Below are 21,500 nucleotides of genomic sequence, written 5' to 3'. Positions count from 1 at the left end.
CGGTACTCCCGGCGCAGCCCCCCACAAACGAGGAGAACATCAGCAGTACCGGCAGGAACAACGGCCATTCGGCAAATCCTGCCGTACTGAAGCCCGCCGTCGTAGCGATGGAGACAGACTGGAATAGCGCATGATCCAGTGTTTCCTTCCAGCTGTCGTAGTTGCCGTGTGCCATCAACACCAGGAAGCAGACCAGCGTCAAAGCCAGCTGGATGGCAAGGAAGACCTTCACTTCGGGATCCCGAAGATAGACACCGATCCGCAATGGCCGATGGGTGAAGGCCGCAAAGTGCAGAGTGAAATTCACCCCAGCGATCAACAGAAAGATCACCGTAATGAGGTTGATGGTCGAGCTGTTGAAGTAGCCCATGCTGGCATCGTGGGTCGAGAATCCACCGATCGCCACGGTCGCGAACGAGTGGCAGATGGCATCGAACAGCGTCATCCCTGCGGCCCAGAATGCCAGGGCACAGACAGTGGTGATGAACAGGTAGATATACCAGAGCGCCTTGGCCGTCTCGGCGATGCGCGGGGTCACCTTGTTGTCCTTGACCGGCCCCGGGATCTCGGCACGGTAGAGCTGCATGCCCCCGATCCCCAGCAGCGGCAGTATGGCAACCGCCAACACGATGATCCCCATCCCCCCCAACCATTGCAGCAGCTGGCGATAGAACAGGAACGCCTTGGGCAGCTCATCGAGCCCGGTCAGCACGGTTGCCCCTGTGGTCGTCAACCCGGAAAAGGATTCGAAAAAGGCCTCTGAAACCGACATGTCAGGCACATCACCCAGCATAAAGGGCAGAGCACCGACGCTGCCAAGCACGGTCCAGAACAGCACCACGATGAGGAATCCCTCTCTGGAGCCCAGTTCCCGCTTGTGATGACGATTGGGAAACCAGAGTGCCACCCCGAGCAGCAGGGCAATCACAAAGGCACTGACAAATTCAGAACCGCCCCCATCCCGATAGCCAAACGCCACCAGCGCTGGCAACAACATGGTCGAGCTGAACAGCGCCACCAGCAGGCCAACAATGCGGATAATGCTCAGGATGTGCATTCCTGCTCCCTATCAAGAATCAAAGAGCGATGGATTCTAGCCATCTAAGGGGCCAAGGGATACCCGCCCATGAGTCCGATCGGTCAATTCCCGATCGACCTGAGCCCAGACGGACGATTCCCAGGCCACCTGCAGGGAGACCTGTTGACCATACTCGGCCGCCAGCACCTCGCCACCGTAGTTGCCAACCAGAGCCTCGACCACTCCCATATCACCGTAATCACAGTGGATGATAGAAGGGGTGCGCGGTACCTTGAGTAAAGTGGTCAGCTGCTTGAGGGCGGTTCCGACGCCACCGCCATAGGCCTTGACCAGACCGCCGGTGCCAAGCTGGATCCCGCCGTAGTAGCGCACCACCACGGCGCAGATTTCGCCAAGTCCGGAGCCCATCAGCTGGGCCAGGATAGGTTTGCCCGCCGTCCCCGAGGGCTCACCATCATCGCTGAAGCCATAGACCTGGCTGTCTTGTGGGGCGCCCGCGACAAAGGCCCAGCAGTGGTGACGGGCCGCTGGGTGTTGTCGTTTGACCTCGTTCACCCACGCCTTGGCCGCCTCCACCGTCGGGGTATGGGCGATCAGGGTGATGAAGCGGCTCTTCTTGATCTCTTCGCTAAGCTCCAGCGGTGCTGCCGGGATGGAATAGGCAACCGCCATCAGAGCCCTGCTTGTCTGGTCATGTTCTCCACCCCGTCTGAGTGCAGCACCACGTTATCTTCGATGCGGATGCCACCAAACGGGCGCAGCGCTTCCACCTTGTTCCAATTGACCCGTTTGCCCTGTTCGCCTTGGCGCAGCGGCTCCAGTAGGGTGTCGATAAAGTAGAGCCCCGGTTCGATAGTGAACACCTGGCCCACCTCCATCACCCGGGTACAGCGCAGATAGGGGAACAGCTCGGGCGCCGCCAGATGAGTGCCACGTTCGTCCTGCATGAAGCCACCGGCATCGTGCACCTGCAGACCGAGGAAGTGACCGAGGCCATGGGGGAAGAAGACATTGGTCACCCCTGTGTTGATCATCTCGTCCACCGACATGTCCACCAGCTCGGTGGCCTGCAGCAGGCGCGCCAGCTTGTGGTGCATCAGCAGGTGCAGCTCGCTGTAACGGCGACCAGGCTTGATTTCCTTGATGATTTCCTGCTGCTGCACATCCAGCGCGGCAATAAGGTCGGCAAACTCGCCACGGCGCCACGCCCAGGTACGGGTAATGTCGGAGGCATAGCCATGAAAGTCGACGCCGGCATCGATGAGGAAGGAGTAACGCTCGGCATCCGGCACCCGCAGGGCGGAAAGGTGGGTGTAGTGCAAAATGGCCGCATTGCGGTTGATGGCGACGATATTGCCGTAGGGCGCCTCATTGGCCCCCTGCCCGACCGCCTTCATATAGGCCAGGTTGATCTCGAACTCGCTTGCCCCCGCCATGAAGGAGTCCTTGGCCGCGATATGGCCGCGCACCCCGATCCGGTTCGCCTCACGCAGGCACTCCAGCTCGTAGTCCGTCTTGTAGGCGCGGTGATAATGCAGATAGTTGAGGACCGCCTCCGGATTGGGCTGGGTCAGCCCCAGCAAGCCGGCCACCTCGAGATGTCCGCCCAGATAGGCCCACTCCTGCTTGTCGGCAGGCAGATGATCCGCCACCTGCTCAGGTCGGGTGAGGAAGCGGATCTCGAAGAAGTCGACCCAGAAGGCATTGGGCAGGTCCGCTACCTTGTGCCAGAAATCCACCGGGCGATAAAACAGCAACACCGGCTTGCTCACGCCATCCACCAGCAACCAGCAGTGGGGGTTGTCCAGCACTGGCAACCAGGCCTTGAAGTGCGGGTTCACCTTGAAGGGGTAATCCTGATCGTCGAGGAAGATGCGATGCGTCTGGCCGGAGTGGATGGCCAGCCCGCTGAGCCCCTGCTGTTGCAGTATGTCGCGGGTGCGCTGCTGCAAAGTGTCGAGGTGCTGGGCAAAAAGTTGGCTGTAGCTGCTCATGGCGTCCTGCTCCGAGATGAATGTGATTGCAGCATAACATCATGCACGGTGAGGCTCGACCCGTCACGCTGCCGCTTCGTGAGGTAACGCATACGTTACAAAACGTTTGTTATCAACAGGAAACCAATAATTAACAAATGAGGAACAATTCAATACACTGCCGGTAGATAACATGAAGTCAGGGATCACTCATGGACAACCTCTGCCTGTGGCAACCGGATCCGCTCAGGATGCAGCAATCCAACCTCTATCGCTTTATGGCCGAGGTCAATCGCTTCCATGGCCTGCAGCTACAGGACTATCCCCAGCTCTATCAATGGTCGGTGGAGAAGACGACCCGTTTCTGGCCGCTGGTGTGGCAGCATTGTGGCGTCAAGGGGGAGCTCGGCAACATAGTGGCGGAGAACCGCCAGGATATGCAGCGCACCCGCTGGTTTCCCGACAGCCGGCTCAACTTTGCCGAAAACCTGTTGCGCCGCCAAGATGACAGCCCGGCCATCATCTCTCGCATCGAAGGAGGCGCCAGTCGCACCCTGAGCTGGCGCGAGCTGGCAGATCAGGTTGCCCGGCTGGCCCAGTGGCTGCGCAGCCAGGGCATAGGCCGTGGCGATGTGATAGCGGCCTATCTGCCCAATATCCCGGAAACCGTGGTGGCCATGCTGGCGACCACCAGCCTGGGGGCAATCTGGACCTCCACCAGCCCGGATTTTGGCGAGGCCAGTGTGGTGGAGCGCTTCGGTCAGACCCGGCCCAGAGTACTGTTTGCGGTGGATGGCTATCGCTATAACGGCAAGGCCATCGACATCCAGGATAAGGTGGCGGGGGTCATCGGACAGCTCGACAGCATAGAGCAGACTGTGTTGATCCCCCTGCTGGACCACCCCCTGCAACTGGGCCACGACTGGCGCCAGATCCTGGCCAGTCAGCCGGATGCGGGTCTGCAGTTCGAGCCCATGGCCTTCAACGATCCGCTCTATATCCTCTATTCGTCAGGTACCACCGGCAAGCCCAAGTGCATCGTGCACGGCATCGGCGGCACCCTGCTGCAGCATTTGAAAGAACACCAGCTGCACTGCGACATCAAGCCGGGGGAGCGCATCTTCTATTTCACCACCTGCGGCTGGATGATGTGGAACTGGCTGGTGAGCGCGCTGGCCTCCGGCGCCACCCTGGTGCTCTACGACGGCTCTCCCTTCTACCCGGATGGCAACGTGCTGTGGGATCTCGCCCTCGACGAAGAGGTTGCCCTGTTCGGCACCTCCGCCAAGTATCTCGATGCGCTGCACAAGCAGGGCTATGCCCCGATCAAGACCCACAAGTTGCCGCAGTTGCGGCTGATTTGCAGCACAGGTTCCGTGCTATCGCCGGAGGGGTTCGACTACGTCTATGAGCAGATCAAAACAAATGTACAACTGTGCTCCATCTCCGGCGGCACCGACATCTGCTCCTGCTTCGTCATCGGCAATCCCTTGAGCCCCGTCTATCGCGGCGAGAGCCAGGGACGCGGCCTCGGCCTCGCGGTCCAGGTGTTCAACGAGGCGGGCCAGCCAGTGCAGGGTGAAAAGGGCGAGCTGGTCTGCACCAAGCCCTTCCCGGCCCAGCCCATCGGCTTCTGGGGGGATGAGAGCGGCGAAAAATACCACGCAGCCTATTTCGATCGCTTCGACAACATCTGGTGTCACGGCGACTGGATTGAACTGACCGCGACCGGCGGCATCCTCTTCTACGGCCGCTCCGACGCCACCCTCAACCCAGGGGGCGTGCGCATCGGCACCAGCGAGATCTACCGCTACGTCGAGCAACTCGACGAGGTGGAGGAGAGCATCGTCATCGGCCAGCAGTGGCAACAGGATGAGCGAGTGGTGCTGTTCGTCAAGCTCAGGGCTGGCCTCAAGTTGGATGATGCCCTGCGCGAACGCATTCGCCAGCAGATCCGCCAGCACTGCACCGCCCGTCACGTGCCCGCCCGCATCCTGCAGGTAGACGCCATCCCCCGCACCAAGTCCGGCAAGATAGTGGAGCTGGCGGTACGGGAAGTGGTGCACAACCGCCCCGTCAACAACACCCACGCCCTCGCCGATCCCGAGGTGTTGAACCAGTACCGCAATCGGGTAGAGCTGGCCAGCTGACAAAAATCTCAGTTCACAACAGGCGCCGCAAGGCGCCTGTTTTTTATCCGTTTTGTGATGGCGAGCCGCCCCACAAAAACTGTTAAACAAATGTTTTAAATAGGTGTTGAAAATGTCTCCTTTTGGATCAATAGTGAGCCTCGCCCCCTGCTGGGGATAAAGGAGCACCACGCCCCACTGTGTGGGAACAAGGAGACACTCTCATGATCTACCAAGGCGAAACCCTGTCGGTCAGCTACCTGGAAGACGGCATTGCCGAACTCAGGTTCGACGCACCGGGTTCAGTCAACAAGCTGGATCGCGCCACCCTGCTCTCCCTGAGCGAAGCGATCGCCGCATTACAACAAGAACGTGAACTAAAAGGTCTGATCCTCACCTCCGGCAAAGACGCCTTCATCGTCGGCGCCGATATCACCGAATTCTTGGAACTGTTCGATCTGCCGCAGGAAGATCTGCTCGGCTGGCTGAAAAAGGCCAACGACATCTTCAATGCCATCGAGGATCTGCCAGTGCCGACCCTGTCCGCCATCAAGGGCCACGCCCTGGGCGGCGGCTGCGAAACCATCCTCTCCACCGACTTCCGGCTGGCTGACACTACAGCCAAGATCGGCCTGCCCGAGACCAAGCTCGGCATCATGCCCGGCTTTGGCGGCACCGTCCGCCTGCCGCGAGTGATCGGCGCCGACAACGCGCTGGAGTGGATCACCACTGGCAAGGATGTCCGTGCCGATGACGCTCTCAAGGTCGGCGCCATCGATGCCGTGGTCGCCCCGGATGCGCTGCAGAGCGCCGCCGTGCAGATGATCAAGGACGCCATCGCGGGCAAGCTGGACTGGCAGGGCCGCCGCGCCGCCAAGAAGGCCCCGCTGCGCCTCTCCAAACTGGAAGCCATGATGAGCTTCTCCACCGCCGCCGGCATGGTTGCCGCCGTGGCGGGCAAACACTATCCGGCACCGATGGCCGCCGTGAAGACGGTGGAAGCCGCCGCCGGTATGGGTCGGGACGAGGCGCTGGCCGCCGAGGCCGCCACCTTCATCAAGCTGGCGAAAACCGACGTGGCCAAGGCGCTGGTCGGCATTTTCCTCAACGATCAGCACATCAAGGCGCTGGCCAAGAAGGCCGCCAAGCAGGCGAACAAGGCCACCGGCCATGCCGCCGTGCTGGGTGCCGGCATCATGGGGGGCGGCATCGCCTACCAGTCCGCCAGCAAGGGCATCCCGGCGGTGATGAAGGACATTAACGAGAAGGCGCTGGCGCTCGGCATGAATGAGGCCACCAAGCTGCTTAACGGCCAGCTCGAAAAGGGTCGCATCGACGGCATCAAGATGGGCCAGGTGCTCTCCGCCATCACGCCGACCCTCAGCTATGACAACGTCAAGCATGTGGATCTGGTGGTCGAGGCCGTGGTCGAAAACCCGAAAGTGAAGGCGGCCGTGCTGAGTGAAGTGGAAGGCGTGATCGGCGATGACGCCGTGCTCGCCAGCAACACCTCAACCATCCCCATCTCCCTGCTGGCCAAGAGCCTGAAGCGCCCCGAGAACTTCTGCGGCATGCACTTCTTCAACCCGGTGCACCGCATGCCACTGGTGGAGATCATCCGCGGCGAGCAAACCTCGGACGACACCATCAATCGCGTGGTGGCCTACGCCGCCGCCATGGGCAAGTCACCTGTGGTGGTCAACGACTGCCCGGGCTTCTTCGTCAACCGCGTGCTGTTCCCCTACTTCTTCGGCTTCAACAAGCTGGTTGCCGACGGCGCCGACTTCGCCGCCGTCGACAAGGTGATGGAGAAGGAGTTTGGCTGGCCCATGGGCCCCGCCTACCTGCTGGACGTAGTCGGCATCGACACCGGCCACCATGCCGGTGATGTGATGGCGCAGGGTTTCCCGGCCCGCATGACCAAGGAAGGCCGCACCGCCATCGACGTGATGTATGAGGCGAGCCGCTTCGGTCAGAAGAATGGCAAGGGCTTCTACGCCTACGAGGCCGACAAGAAGGGCAAGCCGAAGAAGGTGGCCGACGCCGCCAGCTACGAGCTGCTGACCCCCATCGCCAAGCCGAAACAGGATTTCGACAAGGAGGCCATCATCGCCCGCATGATGATCCCGATGATCAACGAGGTGGTGCTCTGTCTGGAAGAGGGCATAGTTGCCACGCCAGCCGAAGCCGATATCGCGCTGGTCTACGGTCTGGGCTTCCCTCCCTTCCGCGGCGGCGTGTTCCGCTATCTGGACACTATCGGTCTGGATCGCTATGTCGCCATGGCCGACCAGTATGCCGATTTGGGCCCCCTCTACCATGTCAGCGACAAGCTGCGTGAGATGGCCGCCCAGGGCAAAACCTTCTACTGATTGCGGAAAGGAGATCCATTCATGAAAGACGTAGTCATTGTCGACTGTATCCGGACCCCCATGGGCCGGTCCAAGGGTGGCGCCTTCCGCAACGTGCGTGCAGAAGACTTGTCCGCGCACCTGATGAAGTCCATCCTGCTGCGCAACCCCAACCTCGACCCGAACGAGATCGAGGATATCTACTGGGGCTGCGTGCAGCAGACCCTGGAGCAGGGCTTCAACATCGCCCGCAACGCCGCCCTGCTGGCCGGCATCCCGAAACAGGTGGGGGCGGTCACCGTCAACCGCCTGTGCGGCTCCTCCATGCAGGCGCTGCACGATGCCTCCCGCGCCATCCAGGTGGGTGACGGCGACATCTTCATCATCGGTGGCGTCGAGCACATGGGTCACGTGCCCATGAGCCACGGGGTGGACTTCCACCCCGGCATGGCCAAGTCGGTGGCCAAAGCCTCCGGCATGATGGGGCTGACCGCCGAGATGCTCGGCAAGCTGCACGGCATCAGCCGTCAACAGCAGGACGAGTTTGCGGCCCGCTCCCACCGCCGTGCCCACGCCGCCACGGTGGAGGGTCGCTTCGCCAGGGAGATCGTCGGGCTGGAAGGGCACGACGCCAGCGGCGCCCGCTTCTTCTACGACTATGACGAGGTGATCCGCCCCGAGACCACAGTCGACACCCTGAGCCAGCTGCGCCCTGTGTTCGACCCGGTCAACGGTACCGTCACCGCGGGCAGCTCCTCGGCCCTGTCCGATGGCGCCGCCGCCATGCTGGTGATGAGTGCGGATCGCGCCAAGGCGCTCGGCCTCACGCCCCGCGCCAAGGTACGAGCCATGGCCATCGCCGGCTGCGACGCCGCCATCATGGGTTACGGCCCGGTGCCGGCAACCCAGAAGGCGCTCAAGCGTGCCGGCCTGACCGTCGGCGACATCGACTTGTTCGAGCTGAACGAGGCGTTTGCCGCCCAGTCCCTGCCCTGTGTGAAGGATTTGGGTCTGCAAGACCTGGTGGACGAGAAGGTAAACCTGAATGGCGGTGCTATCGCCCTGGGTCACCCCCTGGGCTGCTCCGGAGCCCGCATCTCCACCACCCTGATCAATCTGATGGAGGAGAAGGACGCCACCCTGGGGGTCGCCACCATGTGCATCGGTCTGGGTCAGGGCATCGCCACCGTGTTCGAGCGGGTGTAATACCGGCATCCTTGTACTACTGAACGTTGTCCCTTTCGGGGCCAGTTTGACTGGCCCCTTTTCAGATCTGTGGTCGCCGCCACACGGGGTGGCGACCTGACGTCAGAAACTGGTTATGGGCCGTCCCGTTTGGGTCGGCCTTTTTTTGTTTTCCTCTTCCCGACCCGCGGATATTGCCCCTAACCTCACATTAGATGGGGGGCTTGCTTGCTTTTTGCTCCCCCGACAGGTTCAATCTGCACAAAAAAATGGGTGGATGCACATACATATGTCAATGAGCAAACAACTGCTGATCGTCGATGACGACCAAGAGATCCGCGAGCTGCTCAACGAGTACCTGACCCGGGCAGGCTTCGAGGTATTGACCGCAGCGGAGGGCAACGAGATGCGCCAGCAACTCGCCCAGCACAGCCCGGACCTGATCATTCTGGACATCATGATGCCCGGCGACGACGGCTTTACCCTCTGCCAGCAGATCCGTCGCGACTCCCAGGTTCCTATCATCATGCTGACGGCGGCCTCCGACGAGGCGGATCGGGTGATCGGTCTCGAACTCGGTGCCGACGACTACATCGCCAAGCCGTTCAGCCCGCGCGAGCTGCAAGCCCGCATCAAGGCGCTGCTGCGCCGCGCCGAATTCCGCCAGCCGGAGAAAGAGAAAGAACCTAGCCGCCGGCTGCGTTTTGCCGAGTGGACCCTGGACACCCTGAGCCACCAGCTGACCCACGAGGATGGCAGCCTGCTGGATCTCTCCGGCAGCGATGCCATGCTGCTCGGCATGTTCCTGCAGCAACCCGGCGTGGTGCTCGACCGCGACACCATCTCCGATGCGACCCGTGGCCGCGAGAGCCTGCCGATGGAGCGCGGCATCGACGTACAGATCAGCCGGCTGCGCCAGAAGCTGGGTGACAACGGCAAGAGCCCGCGCATCATCAAGACCATCCGCGGCAGCGGCTACATGCTGATCGCCGAGGTTCACGAGCTCCCATGAAGAGCAGACAGGTAGCAACAGCATGCTGATCAACCACAGGCACGAACGGCCATGACCAATAAATGGTCCTGGGGGATACTGGTGCCCCGCTCCCTGCTATCGCGGATGCTGCTGCTGTTGCTGCTGGCGATCCTGCTCTCCCAAACCATTCTCACCGGCATCTGGATGCAACAGATCCAGAAGCGGGAGCTGGAGGGGATGCTCAGCACCACCCGCAACCTGGCGCTATCGGCCGCCTCCACCGTCAACTTCTTCAAGTCGCTGCCGCTGCAGTATCGCCACATCGCCCTGGACCAGCTGCGCAACATGGGGGGCAGCCGCTTCTTCGTTTCCCTGAACGAGGAGGAGATCCACATCAGCGCCATCCCCGACAGCGAGCGCAAGATGCTGGTGCTGCAGGAGGTCGAAGGGGTGCTGAGCCGCAAGCTCTCCGACGCCATGGCGATCAAGGTGGATTTCTCCCGGCCCGAAGATCTCCACGTCTTCAACAACGACACCCTGCTGGCGGATCTGCCCTCCTCCTGGGCCCGCTATACCCTGTCGCTGGAACCCATCAACCCCCCGGTGCTGGTGACCCAGATCGAGATAGAGCCGGGCGAGTGGCTCTATCTGGCAGCCCTGTTGCCGGCCCCTTACATGACGCTGGATGACACCGTCATGCCGAGCAACCAGGTGCGCTTCATCGCCCTGATGACAGTGTTCCTCTGCTTCTTTACCTTCATGCTGGTGCGCTGGCAGACCCGGCCCCTGCGCCGCCTCGCCAAGGCGGCGGTCAACCTCGGCAAGGATATCGACCAGCCACCCCTTCGGGAGGAAGGCGCCTCCGAGATCGTCGCCGCCACCCGCGCCTTCAACATCATGCAGCACCGCATCCGGCGCTATATCGATGACCGGGAGCGGTTGTTCAGCTCCATCTCCCACGACCTCAAGACCCCCATCACCCGGCTGCGGCTGCGGGTCGAGCTGCTGGACGACGAAGTCCAGATCGGCAAGTTCAACAAGGATCTCGACGAGCTGGAGCTGATGGTCAAGGGGGCGCTGCAGACGGTGAAAGAGACCGACATCCACGAGAACATCGAAGAGATCGACATCAACGCCCTGCTGGAGCAGATGGCCGAGTCGATGAACCTGCACGACGAGCGGCTGACCATAGAAGGGCACTGCAAATGGCCTTATCGTGGCAAGCTGCTGGCCCTCAAGCGCTGCATCGGCAACCTGGTGGACAACGGCATCAAATATGGCCAGAAGGTGCGCATCATCATCATGGACGACGAGGAGATGCTAATCCTCTTCATCATGGATGAGGGCCCCGGACTGCCGGAAGATCAGTTCGAACGCATCTTCGAGCCCTATTACCGACTCAGCACGGATCAGGCAGGGACCGGCCTCGGGCTCGGCATTGCCCGCAACATCGCCCATGCCCACGGCGGCGATCTGGTGCTGGAAAATCGTCCGCAAGGCGGCCTGCAGGCCACCCTCTCCCTGCCAAGGTAGTACTCCCATGAAGTGGCTTCCCCTCACTCTGTTTGCTCTGTTGTCCGGTTCTGCCTACGCCTCCCAGGTGGAGGTGCTGCACTGGTGGACATCCGGGGGCGAGGCAAAAGCAGTCGAAGTGCTCAAATCCGAGTGGATCGCCAAGGGCAACGAGTGGAACGACTTCGCGGTACAGGGGGGGGGCGGCAAGAGCGCCATGACGGTGCTGAAAAGCCGGGCGCTGGCGGCCAATCCGCCGGAGGCGGCCCACCTCAAGGGATTCGAGCTCAAGGAGTGGGCCGGTCTCGGCTTCCTGCGCGATCTCTCCCCCATGGCCGAGCACCTCGGCTGGTATGACAGCATGCCCCCCATGGTGCGGGAGACCCTCAGCCAGAACGGCGCCCTGATGGCGGTGCCCACCGGCATCCACCGGGTCAACTGGCTATGGCTCAACCGCAAGATTTTCGACAAGTACCAGCTCACCCCACCCACCGACTGGGCCCAGTTTGTGGCGGTCGCAGAACGGCTCAAAAAGCGCGGGATCACCCCGCTGGCCATTGGCAACGAACCCTGGCAGCTGGCGGTACTGTTCGAAACGGTGGCACTCGGTGAAGGGGGCAAGGAGTTCTACCGCAAGGCCTTTATCGAACAGGATAATGACACCCTGACCGGCCCCGTGATGGTGAAGGTGTTGACCCGCTTCCAGCAGCTGCGCGCCTATGTGCCGGAGAAATACGCCGGACTGAAGTGGCACCAGGCCACCAACTTGCTGGAGAGCGGTGGCGCCGCCATGCAAGTGATGGGGGACTGGGTCAAGGGGGAACTGAGCGCCGGCAACTACCGGCCTGGCGAGGATGTGGCCTGCCTGCCAAGCCCGGGCAGCGAGGGACTGTTCAGCTACAACCTGGACTCCATCGCCATGTTCAAGCAGCGGGATCCGGCCCAGCTGCAGGCCCAGGGCGAGCTGGCCAGCCTGCTGATGACCCCCTCCTTCCAGCAGGAGTTCAACCGGGTCAAGGGTTCGATCCCGGCACTGGTCAACCCGGACATGAGCAAGTTCGATCGCTGCGCGGTGCGCTCCTATCAGGACTTCCTGCAAGCCGAGAAACAGCACAACCTGCTGCCCAGCATGGCGGAGGGGATGGCCACCTCCACCAACATGCGCCAGGCAATCTTCGATGTGCTGAGCAACTTCTTCAACGACCCCAGAGCCAACCCGCAGCTGACGGCGCAGCATCTGGAGCGGGCCATGCGCTCGACCCGCTGATAAACCACCGGACGGCGGAAATGACAAAGGCGGAATTGCTCCGCCTTTGTGGTGAACCCTGCATCAGGTTCAAGGTTGATCGTTCTCGTCCTCATCTTCGTCGTAGTAATCGCTGAGCTCGATCCAGAGCCCCAATCCAACCATCACCAGAGAACCGAACCAGGTGCCTGTGTTCCCGATCGGGCTGCCCATCACTATCATGGCGAAAGACAAGAACCCCATGCCTGCGTAGGCCTGCAATCTGCCGTAGGAGACTTGCATATTCACCTCCTTGTTGAATATGGTGCAATTTTTATATTACTCATCCGGCGCAAGGTGGGTAGGCCCGTGACAACATTTCAGTTACATGTGCCAAGAAAAGGCCGATAATTTGCTTATTTTTTAGCCCTGAGTATCATTGGCAGCCGAATTGGTTGAAGGTTAACAAGAGATGAGTGATTTATTCTGCGACGCAAACCATGAGTTGGACGCGATCGGGCTCCGTTGTCCGGAACCCGTGATGATGGTGCGCAAAAAAGTACGCCTGATGGCCGAGGGCGAGACCCTGCTGGTCAGTGCCGATGATCCCTCAACCACCCGCGACATTCCCAGCTTCTGCCGCTTCATGGATCACACCCTGATCGCCAGCGAGACAGAACAGGCCCCCTATCGCTATCTGATCCGCAAGGGTCAGTGAATCCTGCACAGGAGCACACCATGACAACCATTACCCGTATCGGCACGACCCAGCGTTGGTCAGACGTGGTCATCCATAACGGCACCCTCTATGTGGTGGAAGTACCTGCCAGCGAAGAGGCCGACATCCACCAGCAGACCCGCGAGGTGCTTGAGAGCCTGCAACGCCTGCTGGAAGCCAACGGCTCCGGCGTCGACAAGATCCTGATGGCCAACATCTATCTCAAAGACATCGCTGACATCGCCGCCTTCAACGAGCAGTGGGATGCCTGGATCCCGGCAGGTACCGCCCCCGTTCGCGCCTGCGTCCAGGCCCGCCTGGCCCATGAAGGCTACAAGGTGGAAGTGCAGCTGACCGCTGCGATCTGATCCGGGACGACATTGACCCGACGACACAGTATCCGCCGGGCCGCCCATCCGGCCACTGGATAACAAAAGGCCCCGCCATCGCTGGCGGGGCCTTTTCGTAGACGACAACCGGACCGCTTAACCGATCGGGGTCAGGGTGATGGTCACCCGGCGGTTCTGAGCCTTGCCTGCGGCCGTGCTGTTGGTGGCGATCGGCTGATCCGGACCCACGCCGTAGGTGGAGATGCGGCTACCGCTCACGCCCTGGCCGATCAGCTGGGCGGCGACGGCGTCGGCACGCTCGCGGGAGAGACGCATGTTCAGCTCGCGGGAGCCGGTGCTGTCGGTGTGACCGACCACGTTCAGGCGGGTCTTGTCGAACTCGGAGACCACCATGGCCACGCCGGACAGGGTGTTGGCACCGGCCGCTTTCAGCTGGGCACTGGAGCTGTCGAAGGTGACGTTGTTCGGCATGTTGAGGATCAGCTGATCACCGTTGCGGGTCACGCTGACACCGGTGCCCTGCAACTTCTCGCGCAGCTTGGCTTCCTGTACGTCCATGTAGTAACCGATACCACCGCCCAAGGCGGCGCCGGCGGCCACGCCGGTCAAAATGCCCTTCTTGCGATCGCCCTTGCTGGAGGAGAGTGCCCCCACGGCCGCCCCGGCCGCCGCACCCGCCAGCGCGCCCCAGGCGCCCTTGGAAGTCTGGGATTCACCGGTATAGGGGTTGGTAGTACAGCCGCTCAGGGCAACGGTCAGCGCCAGAGCTGGCACCAGAATCTTGGCTCGCATGAAAAAACCTCTGTAAAAACAATCCGGCACCATGCCGGGGGCCGGATTGTAGCGTGCCATCGCGCCATTGTCTGACGCAGACCTGAACGGCTGGCGAGAGTGCTGTTTTTTTATACGAAACCGAGTGAGGCCACCACGCGGCTGGCTACCCGCGGACCTGATCAGCGGGCCTCATCACCTGCTGGCACTCGGCGTGGCAGGGGCAGGTCACCAGATGATCGTTCACCATCCCCACCGCCTGCATGAAGGCGTAGCAGATGGTGCTGCCGACGAAGGTGAAGCCGCGCTTCTTGAGCGCCTTCGACATGGCATCCGACTCCGCTGAGGTCGCCGGAATGTCGCCGTTGCCCTGGCGCTGGTTGACGATGGGGGCGCCACCCACGAAGCCCCACAGATAATCGACAAAGTCGATGCCTTCGACCTCCAGCGCCAGATAGGCGCGGGCGTTTTTGATGATCGACTGCACCTTGAGCCGGTTGCGGATGATGCCGGTATCCTGCATCAGCCGCTCCACGTCCTGCTCGTCGAACTGCGCGATGCGCACCGGATCAAAATCCGCATAGGCGCGATGGTAGCTCTCGGTGCGCTTCAGGATGGTGATCCACGACAGCCCCGCCTGCTGGCCGTCGAGGCAGAGCTTGGCAAACAGCTCGCGCGAGTCATGGACCGGCCTTCCCCACTGCTTGTCATGGTATTCAATGTATTCCGGGTCTTTGGTCACCCAGGCGCAACGCAACTCCATTCCCTCTCTCCTGTCATTTCATCCAATCCCCGGGGTCGATGCCAACCCGGGCGTGGGAGTGCCGACAACCCCTCTCGCCCAGGCCCGGCGCAGCGTCATCACATTAATCCGCTGTAATTTCGCCTATTATCCGACCATGCCAGACGGTATACTCCTTCGGTTCACATTCAGCAAATCTTGCTCTGATTTCATTTCGCGCGAAAAAAATTATGCAAAAATTCGATGTCAAAACCTTTCAGGGCCTGATCCTGCAGCTGCAGGACTATTGGTCCCGCCAGGGCTGTACCATCATTCAGCCGCTGGATATGGAAGTGGGTGCCGGTACTTCTCACCCCATGACCTGTCTGCGTGCCCTGGGCCCGGAGCCCATCGCCTGCGCCTACGTGCAACCGTCCCGCCGTCCGACTGACGGCCGCTACGGTGAAAACCCGAACCGCCTGCAGCACTACTACCAGTTCCAGGTGATCATCAAGCCTTCCCCCGACAACATTCAGGAACTCTATCTGGGCTCCCTGAAAGAGCTGGGTATGGATCCCGAGATCCACGACATCCGCTTCGTGGAAGACAACTGGGAAAACCCGACCCTGGGTGCCTGGGGTCTGGGTTGGGAAGTGTGGCTGAACGGCATGGAAGTGACCCAGTTCACCTACTTCCAGCAGGTTGGCGGCCTCGAGTGCAAGCCGGTCACCGGCGAGATCACCTATGGTCTCGAGCGTCTGGCCATGTACATCCAGGGCGTGGACAGCGTCTACGATCTGGTCTGGTCTGACGGCCCGCTGGGCAAGACCACCTACGGCGACGTGTTCCACCAGAACGAAGTGGAGCAATCCACCTACAACTTCGAACACGCCGATGTGGAGTTCCTGTTCCACTGCTTCGAGCAGTACGAGAAGGAAGCCCAGAACCTGCTGGCACTGGAAAAACCGCTGCCGCTGCCTGCCTACGAGCGCATCCTCAAAGCCGCTCACTCCTTCAACCTGCTGGATGCCCGCAAGGCCATCTCGGTCACCGAGCGTCAGCGCTACATCCTGCGCATTCGCACCCTGACCAAGGCCGTGGCAGAGGCATACTACGCCTCCCGCGAAGCGCTGGGCTTCCCGATGTGTCAGCGCAGTGAGAACAAGCAAGGTTAAGGAACGGACATGGCACAACATACATTTCTGGTAGAGATCGGTACTGCTGAGCTGCCGCCCAAAGCCCTGCGCTCCCTGGCCGAAGCCTTTGCCGACAACTTCAAAGCCGAACTGACCAAGGCCGATCTGGCCTTCGGCGACGTCGAGTGGTTTGCCTCCCCGCGCCGTCTGGCGCTGAAGGTAAGCGAGCTGGCCGGCGAACAGCCGAGCAAGAGCGTCGAGAAGCGCGGCCCGGCCGTGGCTCAGGCGTTCGATGCCGAAGGCAAACCGACCAAGGCTGCCGAAGGCTGGGCCCGTGGCAACGGCATCACCGTTGAGCAGGCCGAGCGTCTGGTCACCGACAAGGGCGAGTGGCTGGTTCATACCGCCAAGGTCGAAGGCCGTCCGGCCGTCGATCTGCTAGGCGAACTGGTTGCCTCCGCACTGGCCAAGCTGCCGATCCCGAAAATGATGCGCTGGGGCGACAAGACCATCCAGTTCGTGCGTCCGGTCTTCACCGTGACCCTGCTGCTGGATGGCGAGCTGGTTCCCGCCCACATTCTGGGTATCGACTCTGCCCGCACCATCCGCGGTCACCGCTTTATGGGCGAGAGCGAGTTCACCATCGACAACGCCAGCCAGTACCCGCAGATCCTGCAGGAGCGCGGCATGGTGATTGCCGACTTCATGGCGCGCAAGGCCAAGATCAAGGCTGACGTCGAAGCGGCCGCTGCCGCCTTCGGTGGCGTGGCCGATCTGGACGACGCCCTGCTGGAAGAAGTGACCGCACTGGTCGAGTGGCCGGTGGTGCTGACCGCCAACTTCGAAGAGAAGTTCCTGGCCGTGCCGGCTGAGGCGCTGGTGCACACCATGAAGGGCGACCAGAAGTACTTCCCGGTCTACGACAAGAACGGCAAGCTGCTGCCGAAGTTCATCTTCGTCACCAACATCGAGTCCAAAGACCCGAGCCAGATCATCAGCGGCAACGAGAAGGTGGTTCGCCCCCGTCTCTCAGACGCCGAGTTCTTCTTCAAGACCGACCTCAAGCAGACTCTGGCCTCCCGCCTGCCGCGCCTTGAAACCGTGCTGTTCCAGCAACAGCTGGGCACCGTCAAGGCCAAGGTCGAGCGCATCGAGACCGTTGCCGGCTTTATCGCCGAGCGCATCGGTGCCGACGTGGCTCAGGCCAAGCGCGCCGGTCTGCTCTCCAAGTGTGATCTCATGACCAACATGGTCGGCGAGTTCACCGACACCCAGGGTGTCATGGGGATGCACTACGCCCGTCACGATGGCGAAGACGAAGCAGTGGCCGTGGCCCTCAACGAGCAGTACATGCCGCGCTTTGCCGGTGATGCCCTGCCGTCCGGTCTGGTTGCCTGCGCCGTCGCGCTGGCCGACAAGTTCGACACTCTGGCCGGAATCTTCGGCATCGGCATGCTGCCAAAGGGTGACAAGGACCCGTTCGCCCTGCGTCGCGCCGCCATCGGTGCCCTGCGCATCATGACCGAGAAGCAGCTGGATCTGGATCTGGTTGAACTGGTGGAAGAAGCGGTACGCGTCTACGGCGACAAGCTGACCAACAAAACCGTCGTTACCGACGTGGTCGACTTTATGCTGGGCCGCTTCCGCGCCGCCTATCAGGACGAAGGCATCGGTGCCGACGTGGTGCTGGCCGTACTGGCCCGCCGCCCGACCCGTCCGCTCGACTTCGATCGTCGCGTCAAGGCCGTCAGCCACTTCCGCACGCTGGATGCCGCACTGGCTCTGGCTGCCGCCAACAAGCGCGTGAGCAACATTCTGGCCAAGGTCGAAGGCGAATTGCCGACTGCCGTCAAACCGGAACTGCTGGTCGATGCCGCCGAGAAGGCGCTGGCTACCCAGGTTGCCGAACTGCAAGCCGAACTGGCCCCGCTGTTCGCCGCCGGTGACTATCAGGCTGCCCTCACCCGTCTGGCCGCCCTGCGCGAGCCGGTCGACACCTTCTTCAACGAAGTGATGGTGATGGCCGACGACGAAGCCCTCAAGGCCAACCGTCTGGCGCTACTGAACAACCTGCGCAACCTGTTCCTGCAAGTCGCGGATATCTCCCTGCTGCAGTGATTCTGGTTGAGTCAGTGATATTAAAAACGGCGCCGCGAGGCGCCGTTTTTTATAAAAATAACTTTTAAATAGAAGATGAATAATCTTTAAAATTATTACCTACGAGGACATTCTCTAATACAATAAAATCAACATGATCATTAATTAATGGCGCATTGAGCAATCCAACTACATTCAACCAACAAATTAACGCTGAATACTTGCCTTCATAAAAACCAACAAGCTCATGATCACCATCACTATTTTTATATATAGATAACAAATGGCCATAGCTATTTAACTCAACGTTTATTAATGAGGCACTTTGTTGTAAAAAGCCAGATATAAAACCATCTGGTACATTTGAGTCAGGCACATTAAACGTTTTGTTATACTTCTTGCTCAGTGATAACGTACCCAACGCTGCCAATATGCTAATAAAGCTACCTTCTATATAAGCTTTCATTTTGGGGTCAAGCTCATTTAGTTCTATATATTGATGAGGGTATAACTGTGGACTAGTATAAATTAACACATCTAATCGTTCAGAATGCCTAGAAAGCAAACTAAGAATTTCTTCTAATTTCATTGTGGCTTTCTGTACATCTAATTGCTTCTTTTGATAGTAAACTGCAAACGCAGCGCCAAGGAATGTCAAAAAAGAAAAAATAGTTCCTATTGTGCCGCCAATAAAACTACCAAAATTCGACCACGCTTGATCAGATGTAGATAATGAATAATGTGAGATTGGTGCAAATATATAGATGTAGAGAAGTAACGGAGCACTAACCAAAACCAACACACAAAACATCACAATAATAAAATTTCGCTTTCCCATAGACTTCGCTCCATATTTTAGCAATGCTAATAATAAAGCTACAGGCTTAATTAGCGAAGAATTATCACCTCGGTAGGTTCGATTAGCCGTCAGGCGTAATCGGACGTTCGCGTAAATAGGCTCTCCCGCCATAACCGCCAGCCGAATTTCCAACTCCGGCTGGCCGCCCCGGCTTCACGGCAACAACCGCAACCAAAGCCTCTCGTTCGTCCGATTACGCTGCGCTAATCGAACCTACAGGGGGCAATGAGCTGTTATCATTTGAGACAGTGCCCAGCGCCGCCACGGCCAATCAGAGGAACGTCATGGATATACCTGCTGCCCCGTCCCCCGCCATCTGCCAGCAGTGTCAGGAGCAGGTCGATCTCGACTTCGACTTCACCATGGCCTTTCAGCCCATCGTCGATTGCAGCCAGCACACCGTCTTCGGCTACGAGGCGCTGGTGCGGGGGATCAACAACGAACCGGCGCAGAGCGTGATTGCCCGGGTCAACGACGACAACCGCTACCGTTTCGATCAGCTTTGCCGCATCAAGGCCATCGCGCTGGCCGCCCGACTCGGGATGAAGGGGATGCTGAGCATCAACTTTCTGCCCAATGCGGTCTATCGCCCGGAGCGCTGCATCCGCACCACCCTGCAGGCGGCCCGCGAGCACCACTTCCCCATCGCGCAGATCATGTTCGAGCTGACCGAGGTAGAGCAGGTGCAGGATAGCCAGCATCTTCGCGGCATCGTCGATCACTATCAGGCCCTCGGCTTCAAGACGGCAATCGATGACTTTGGCGCCGGTTACTCGGGTCTCAACCTGCTGGCCGATTTTCACCCCAACATCGTCAAGCTCGATATGCACCTGCTGCGCGGCATCGACCATGACCCGACCCGGCAAGCCATAGTGCGCCACTGTCTGGCGCTGTTTGCGGAGTTGCAGATCACCCCGCTGGCGGAGGGGATCGAGACCCGCGAAGAGATGGCCTGCCTGCGGGAGATGGGCATCAACCTGATGCAGGGCTACCTGTTCGCCCGCCCCGGCTTTGAAACCCTGCCCGAGATGGATTTCGCCAGCCTGTAAGCCAGTCGGTCTGCACTGCCTCCCCCTCAGCCCACTCCCACCCGAATAAGAAAACGGACACCCGAGGGTGTCCATGTGCATACCCTGTGACCTTGCGCCATGGTTACACAGTCACCCTCCCCGGTTAATGGGTCAGCTGTGGCAACAGTTGCAACAGGTGAGCCCGTATCGCCAGCGGCGTCTGGCTGACCCAGATCTCCAGCAGGCCATACGCGAGCAACGGCAGCACCAGCAGCAACAGGCAGAGCAGCCCCAGCAAACGGCTTGGTGCGAGCCGATGCACCTTGCTGCCAAGGTGCAGGGCCTCGACCCGCTTGGGGCAGGCGGCCACGCAGCTCAGGCAGCCGGTGCACTCCAGGCTGCGTACCGCGATAAGCTGGTGCACCGCAATGCGCGATGGACAGGCCCGGCTGCACTTGTCACAGCCGTGACCCTGGCTTCGCAGGCAGCGGGCCGGGTCGCGGCGAATGCGCAGCGGCGTCAGTAGCCCCAGCAGGGCGAGCCAGGCGCCATAGGGGCAAAGGTAGCGGCAGAATCCCTGACGAAAGGTCGCGGTAAGCAGCAACACCCAGCCGAGGCACAGACCCGAGATCAGGGTCAGGTTGAAGAAGAAAGCCCCCATCTTCATATCCGCCGCCTGATGGTAGGGGCTGGTGAAGTAGCCGGGCAGGGCAGCAGCCGGCACCGCCAGCAGGATGATGAAGAGCAGAAAGCCGAGCACCAGAAATTTCTGGGTGCGCAGGGCAAGATCCAACCAGCGCGGCGGGCTCCACTCCCCCGGCAGCAACCGGTGGCGCAGGCCATGTAGCCATTCCCCCACCAGCCCGAGCGGACAGAACCAGGCACAGAACGCCCGCCCCAGCAGCAGGGCCGACAGGGAGAGCACCAGTACGGTGACGGTGGCCGCCGGATGGTGGGGATCCACCAGCCCCTGCGCGAACCAGGCCCGTAGCCCGAGGCCACCGGCGATGGGCAGGAAGGCATCCACCACGTCCGGGCGCACCAGCCAGGGGCTCATCCCCTGTCCCAACTGCCAGATATGCAGGCTGTATTGCACTGTGACCAGCCCCCAGCAGAGCAGCAGCAGATGGCGAGGGCCTGCCCGCAACTGCTGACTGTCGATCGCCCCGAACACGGGCAACGGCCGCCTCTGATGCCGGAGGGCAAGCACGGCGGTGACCGTCCCCAGTGCGAGCCAGAGCAGGCTGTCGGCCGCCAGCAACCAGACCAGCCCCAGCAGGCCGAGCGCAAGACGCCCCGGCCAGCCGGTGCGCACCTGCCACGCCAACAACACCAGATAAACCATACCGGCCACCATGGTTATCGCTTCAATCACGCTCATGCATCCCCCACTGCCTACATCCGGATCCGGCAGCAAGGATAACTAACATTTGAGTTAATTATTTTGATCT

General features: G+C 60.7%; 19 protein-coding genes (1 of these 19 cut by a window edge). 11 read left to right on the top strand and 8 right to left on the bottom strand.

The features are described 5' to 3' along the window. The 3 genes in view from I6L37_RS04660 to pepQ are tightly spaced (at most 36 nt apart) and all read right to left on the bottom strand, a layout consistent with a single transcriptional unit that may run on beyond the window. Positions 1-1,057: the 5' portion of a TrkH family potassium uptake protein gene (locus I6L37_RS04660; protein WP_061476969.1), read on the bottom strand. The gene continues 401 nt to the left of window position 1, outside the view; 1,057 of the gene's 1,458 nt are visible here — the first part of the coding sequence; its start codon is at positions 1,055-1,057; the stop codon falls past the left edge of the window. Positions 1,058-1,093: 36 nt separating this feature from the next. Then, positions 1,094-1,711, bottom strand: a complete 618-nt coding sequence (locus I6L37_RS04655) for an IMPACT family protein (RefSeq protein WP_216993389.1) — start codon at positions 1,709-1,711, stop codon at positions 1,094-1,096. Next, positions 1,711-3,033 carry a Xaa-Pro dipeptidase gene (gene pepQ / locus I6L37_RS04650; RefSeq protein ID WP_216993388.1) on the bottom strand — a complete coding sequence of 441 codons (1,323 nt, stop codon included), beginning with the start codon at positions 3,031-3,033 and terminating at the stop codon, positions 1,711-1,713. The genes I6L37_RS04655 and pepQ overlap by 1 nt, the downstream gene beginning before the upstream one ends. 191 nt (positions 3,034-3,224) lie before the next feature. Here pepQ and I6L37_RS04645 point away from each other — a divergent pair, with 191 nt between their 5' ends. The 6 genes from I6L37_RS04645 (at position 3,225) to I6L37_RS04620 (ending at position 12,429) form a co-directional block, all read left to right on the top strand. Beyond that, complete coding sequence (locus I6L37_RS04645; protein ID WP_216993387.1) at positions 3,225-5,162, top strand: acetoacetate--CoA ligase; 1,938 nt, start codon at positions 3,225-3,227, stop codon at positions 5,160-5,162. 203 nt (positions 5,163-5,365) lie between these two features. Next, positions 5,366-7,513, top strand: coding sequence for a fatty acid oxidation complex subunit alpha FadB (gene fadB / locus I6L37_RS04640; RefSeq protein WP_216993386.1), 2,148 nt, complete (start codon positions 5,366-5,368; stop codon positions 7,511-7,513). Further along, complete coding sequence (gene fadA / locus I6L37_RS04635) at positions 7,514-8,698, top strand: acetyl-CoA C-acyltransferase FadA (protein WP_216993385.1); 1,185 nt, start codon at positions 7,514-7,516, stop codon at positions 8,696-8,698. Positions 8,699-8,966: 268 nt separating this feature from the next. After that, a complete protein-coding gene (locus I6L37_RS04630) occupies positions 8,967-9,689 on the top strand; it encodes a response regulator (RefSeq protein WP_042073435.1) in 723 nt (240 codons plus the stop codon). Between the two features lie 51 nt (positions 9,690-9,740). Next, positions 9,741-11,183 (top strand): ATP-binding protein, encoded by a 1,443-nt coding sequence (locus I6L37_RS04625; protein ID WP_042027102.1) that lies wholly within the window; start codon positions 9,741-9,743, stop codon positions 11,181-11,183. A 7-nt stretch (positions 11,184-11,190) separates the two neighbouring features. Next, positions 11,191-12,429 carry an ABC transporter substrate-binding protein gene (locus tag I6L37_RS04620; protein ID WP_216993384.1) on the top strand — a complete coding sequence of 413 codons (1,239 nt, stop codon included), beginning with the start codon at positions 11,191-11,193 and terminating at the stop codon, positions 12,427-12,429. Positions 12,430-12,498: 69 nt separating this feature from the next. Here the strand turns inward: I6L37_RS04620 and I6L37_RS04615 are convergent, their stop codons facing one another. Beyond that, positions 12,499-12,690 carry a hypothetical protein gene (locus I6L37_RS04615; RefSeq protein ID WP_026456803.1) on the bottom strand — a complete coding sequence of 64 codons (192 nt, stop codon included), beginning with the start codon at positions 12,688-12,690 and terminating at the stop codon, positions 12,499-12,501. A 169-nt stretch (positions 12,691-12,859) separates the two neighbouring features. On the opposite strand from I6L37_RS04615, the gene tusA reads away from it, so the two are divergent. Beyond that, entirely contained in the window at positions 12,860-13,105 is a 246-nt protein-coding gene (tusA, locus tag I6L37_RS04610; protein WP_026456802.1) for a sulfurtransferase TusA, read from the top strand. A gap of 20 nt (positions 13,106-13,125) precedes the next feature. Then, positions 13,126-13,473, top strand: coding sequence for a RidA family protein (locus I6L37_RS04605; protein WP_216993383.1), 348 nt, complete (start codon positions 13,126-13,128; stop codon positions 13,471-13,473). 117 nt (positions 13,474-13,590) lie between these two features. Here the strand turns inward: I6L37_RS04605 and I6L37_RS04600 are convergent, their stop codons facing one another. Beyond that, the gene (locus tag I6L37_RS04600; protein WP_124239956.1) at positions 13,591-14,247 is read right to left on the bottom strand and encodes an OmpA family lipoprotein; all 657 of its coding nucleotides are present in this window, start codon (positions 14,245-14,247) and stop codon (positions 13,591-13,593) included. 145 nt (positions 14,248-14,392) lie between these two features. Further along, entirely contained in the window at positions 14,393-14,989 is a 597-nt protein-coding gene (locus I6L37_RS04595) for a DNA-3-methyladenine glycosylase I (protein WP_216993382.1), read from the bottom strand. Between the two features lie 209 nt (positions 14,990-15,198). Between I6L37_RS04595 and glyQ the strand changes: the two genes are divergently transcribed. Further along, entirely contained in the window at positions 15,199-16,122 is a 924-nt protein-coding gene (glyQ, locus tag I6L37_RS04590; RefSeq protein ID WP_005339464.1) for a glycine--tRNA ligase subunit alpha, read from the top strand. A 9-nt stretch (positions 16,123-16,131) separates the two neighbouring features. Further along, positions 16,132-18,201, top strand: a complete 2,070-nt coding sequence (gene glyS, locus I6L37_RS04585; protein WP_005339462.1) for a glycine--tRNA ligase subunit beta — start codon at positions 16,132-16,134, stop codon at positions 18,199-18,201. 64 nt (positions 18,202-18,265) lie between these two features. On the opposite strand, the gene I6L37_RS04580 is transcribed toward glyS, so the two are convergent. After that, positions 18,266-19,171 (bottom strand): hypothetical protein, encoded by a 906-nt coding sequence (locus I6L37_RS04580; protein WP_216993381.1) that lies wholly within the window; start codon positions 19,169-19,171, stop codon positions 18,266-18,268. A gap of 152 nt (positions 19,172-19,323) precedes the next feature. Between I6L37_RS04580 and I6L37_RS04575 the strand changes: the two genes are divergently transcribed. Further along, the gene (locus I6L37_RS04575; protein ID WP_199416946.1) at positions 19,324-20,088 is read left to right on the top strand and encodes an EAL domain-containing protein; all 765 of its coding nucleotides are present in this window, start codon (positions 19,324-19,326) and stop codon (positions 20,086-20,088) included. A 124-nt stretch (positions 20,089-20,212) separates the two neighbouring features. Here I6L37_RS04575 and I6L37_RS04570 read toward each other — a convergent pair whose 3' ends face one another. Next, positions 20,213-21,430 (bottom strand): 4Fe-4S binding protein, encoded by a 1,218-nt coding sequence (locus I6L37_RS04570; RefSeq protein ID WP_199416945.1) that lies wholly within the window; start codon positions 21,428-21,430, stop codon positions 20,213-20,215. Positions 21,431-21,500: the final 70 nt, after the last annotated feature.

It is taken from the genome of Aeromonas sp. FDAARGOS 1407, from assembly GCF_019048725.1.
GTDB classification, from domain to species: domain Bacteria; phylum Pseudomonadota; class Gammaproteobacteria; order Enterobacterales; family Aeromonadaceae; genus Aeromonas; species Aeromonas enteropelogenes.
Note: the sequence above shows the minus strand (reverse complement) of the source record. Positions and strands in the feature narration are given on the sequence as shown.

Bases quoted from the DNA above. Each gene is read 5' to 3' on its own strand.
- I6L37_RS04655 (WP_216993389.1), bottom strand. From the start codon at position 1,711: ATGGCGGTTGCCTATTCCATCCCGGCAGCACCGCTGGAGCTTAGCGAA.
- pepQ (WP_216993388.1), bottom strand. From the start codon at position 3,033: ATGAGCAGCTACAGCCAACTTTTTGCCCAGCACCTCGACACTTTGCAG.
- I6L37_RS04645 (WP_216993387.1), top strand. From the start codon at position 3,225: ATGGACAACCTCTGCCTGTGGCAACCGGATCCGCTCAGGATGCAGCAA.
- fadB (WP_216993386.1), top strand. From the start codon at position 5,366: ATGATCTACCAAGGCGAAACCCTGTCGGTCAGCTACCTGGAAGACGGC.
- I6L37_RS04630 (WP_042073435.1), top strand. From the start codon at position 8,967: ATGTCAATGAGCAAACAACTGCTGATCGTCGATGACGACCAAGAGATC.
- I6L37_RS04625 (WP_042027102.1), top strand. From the start codon at position 9,741: ATGACCAATAAATGGTCCTGGGGGATACTGGTGCCCCGCTCCCTGCTA.
- I6L37_RS04620 (WP_216993384.1), top strand. From the start codon at position 11,191: ATGAAGTGGCTTCCCCTCACTCTGTTTGCTCTGTTGTCCGGTTCTGCC.
- I6L37_RS04615 (WP_026456803.1), bottom strand. From the start codon at position 12,690: ATGCAAGTCTCCTACGGCAGATTGCAGGCCTACGCAGGCATGGGGTTC.
- tusA (WP_026456802.1), top strand. From the start codon at position 12,860: ATGAGTGATTTATTCTGCGACGCAAACCATGAGTTGGACGCGATCGGG.
- I6L37_RS04605 (WP_216993383.1), top strand. From the start codon at position 13,126: ATGACAACCATTACCCGTATCGGCACGACCCAGCGTTGGTCAGACGTG.
- I6L37_RS04600 (WP_124239956.1), bottom strand. From the start codon at position 14,247: ATGCGAGCCAAGATTCTGGTGCCAGCTCTGGCGCTGACCGTTGCCCTG.
- I6L37_RS04595 (WP_216993382.1), bottom strand. From the start codon at position 14,989: ATGGAGTTGCGTTGCGCCTGGGTGACCAAAGACCCGGAATACATTGAA.
- glyQ (WP_005339464.1), top strand. From the start codon at position 15,199: ATGCAAAAATTCGATGTCAAAACCTTTCAGGGCCTGATCCTGCAGCTG.
- glyS (WP_005339462.1), top strand. From the start codon at position 16,132: ATGGCACAACATACATTTCTGGTAGAGATCGGTACTGCTGAGCTGCCG.
- I6L37_RS04575 (WP_199416946.1), top strand. From the start codon at position 19,324: ATGGATATACCTGCTGCCCCGTCCCCCGCCATCTGCCAGCAGTGTCAG.
- I6L37_RS04570 (WP_199416945.1), bottom strand. From the start codon at position 21,430: ATGAGCGTGATTGAAGCGATAACCATGGTGGCCGGTATGGTTTATCTG.